The following is a 2,136-nucleotide window of genomic DNA, read 5'->3' as shown; positions in this document are numbered from 1 at the left end:
TCGGTCGCGGTCGACCGGCACCAACGCGGGGCCGTCCATCCGGTGCGCCGCGTCCGTCAGGAGCGGGGCGAGCTCGCGGACGGTGCCGTGCTGATACACCATCCGCAGGGGTATCTCGACGCCAAGGTCGGAGCGGATGCGGGCGATCATCCGAGCCGCCAGCAGGGAGTGGCCGCCCAGCGTGAACAGGTTGTCGTCGATCCCGACCGAGTCGAGCCCGAGCAACTCGGCGAACACCAGGCACAGAGTCCGCTCCTCGGGGGTACGCGGGGCCGCCCGCTCGGCGGACTTCGACCGCTGCGGAGGGGGCAGGGCACGCCGGTCCACCTTGCCCGCCACGGTGAGGGGGATCGCGTCCACGACGACGAGGGACGACGGGATCAGCTGGCGGGCCACCGTCTCCGTGAGGCCGGCCCGCACGGCGGCCAGGAACTCCTCGGGCTCGGGGTTGCCCCTGGGCACGACGTAGCCGACGAGTTCACGCTCGCCGGGACGGTCCTCCCGGACGAGCGCGATCGCAGCGGCGACGGACTCCTGCCGCTCCAATGCCACGGTGACCTCGGCGGGTTCGATGCGGAAGCCGCGGATCTTGACCTGCTCGTCGGTCCGCCCCTGATACTCGATCATGCCGTCGGCGCGGCGGCGCACCAGGTCGCCGGTGCGGTAGAGCCGGCCGCCGGGCGCGCCGAAGGGGTCGGCGACGAAGCGTTCGGCGGTGAGGCCGGGGCGGCCGAGGTAGCCGCGAGCCAGGCCCGCACCGCCGAGGTACAACTCGCCGACGACGCCGACCGGGACGGGCCGCATGCGGGAGTCGAGTACGTAGGCCCGGGTGTTGTCCATGGGCGAGCCGATGGGCACGGAGTGGATCGGCAGGTCGGCGGCCGTCATGGAGCGACAGGTGGCGAAGGTGGTGGTCTCGGTCGGCCCGTAGCCGTCGACGACGCTGAGGTGGGGGTGCGCGGAGAGCAGGGCGTTCACCGTCTCGGGCGACACTGCCTCCCCTCCGGCCCACACCTCCCGCACCGTCGCGAAGGTCTCCGGGCTCACGTCGACCAGCAGGCTGAACAGGCCCGCGGTGAGCCACAGTCCGGTCACCCGGCCGCCGGTGACGGCGCGGCCCAGGTCGGCCGCGCTGAGCTCGCCCGGTGGGGCCACGACGACGCGGCCGCCGGTCAGCAGTGGCACCCACAGCTCGTACGTGGAGGCGTCGAAGGCGTGCGGGGAGTGCAGCAGGACCCGTTCGTGGTTGCCGTTGCGCCAGCAGGAGTCGAGCGCCAGGGCGCCGACGTTGCGGTGGGTCACCGCCACGCCCTTGGGGACACCGGTCGTGCCTGAGGTGTACATCACGTAGGCCAACGTGTCCGGCCGCAGCACGACGTCGGGCCGGTCGTCCGGGCCTTCGGTGTCGGCCGTCGTGGCGAGGACGGTGACGCCGGTGCCGCGCAGGATGTCCGCCGTGGCGTCGGGCCGGTCGCTGAGGACCAGGCGCGCGCCGGCCTCGTCGAGGAGCAGCCGGGTGCGCCCGGCCGGATCGCGGCGGTCGAGGGGCAGGTAGGCGCCACCCGCGACCAGCACCGCGAGGATGGACACGACGAGGTCCGGGCCGCGGTCGAAGTGGAGCCCGACCCGCTCTTCGGGCCCGAGGCCCGCGGCCAGCAGGCGGTGGGCGAGGCGGTGGGCCCGCCGGGCCAGTTCCGCGTAGGTGTATGTGGAGCCGTCGGGCAGTTCGAGGGCGATCGCGTCCGGCGTCCGGGCGGCCTGCCGGGCGAACAGCTCCGGCAGTGCGGCGTCGGGCAGGGAGCGGTCCGTGTCGTTCCCGGCCGAGAGGGCCTGGTCCTGCTCGGCGTCGTCGAGGAGGTTGAGGTGGGAAATCGGCCGGTCGGGGTCGGCCAACACGCGGCCCAGGGCGGTGCCGAGGTGGCGGATGAACCGCTCGATGGTGCTCTCGTCGAACAGGGCGCGGCCGAAGACCAGCCGTCCGGTCAGGCCGCCGTCGGCGGCGGGGAACAGGTAGACCTCAAGGTCCATGCGGGTGAACTCGCGGTCCGTCTGGAAGAGCGAGACGTCCAAGCCGCCCAGCGCAGTCCAGTCGGGCAGGTCGTTGGCGATCTGGAAGACGATCTGGACGAGCGGGTT

Annotated in this window: 1 protein-coding gene; it reads right to left on the bottom strand. The window is 73.3% G+C overall.

The window, feature by feature from the left end:
• Positions 1-2,136 (bottom strand): non-ribosomal peptide synthetase (locus tag NGF19_RS30270; RefSeq protein ID WP_252429119.1); only part of this gene is annotated, 2,136 nt, incomplete at both ends.

This window comes from Streptomyces macrolidinus (genome assembly GCF_023887685.1).
In the GTDB taxonomy this organism is placed as follows: domain Bacteria; phylum Actinomycetota; class Actinomycetes; order Streptomycetales; family Streptomycetaceae; genus Streptomyces; species Streptomyces macrolidinus.
Note: the sequence above shows the minus strand (reverse complement) of the source record. Positions and strands in the feature narration are given on the sequence as shown.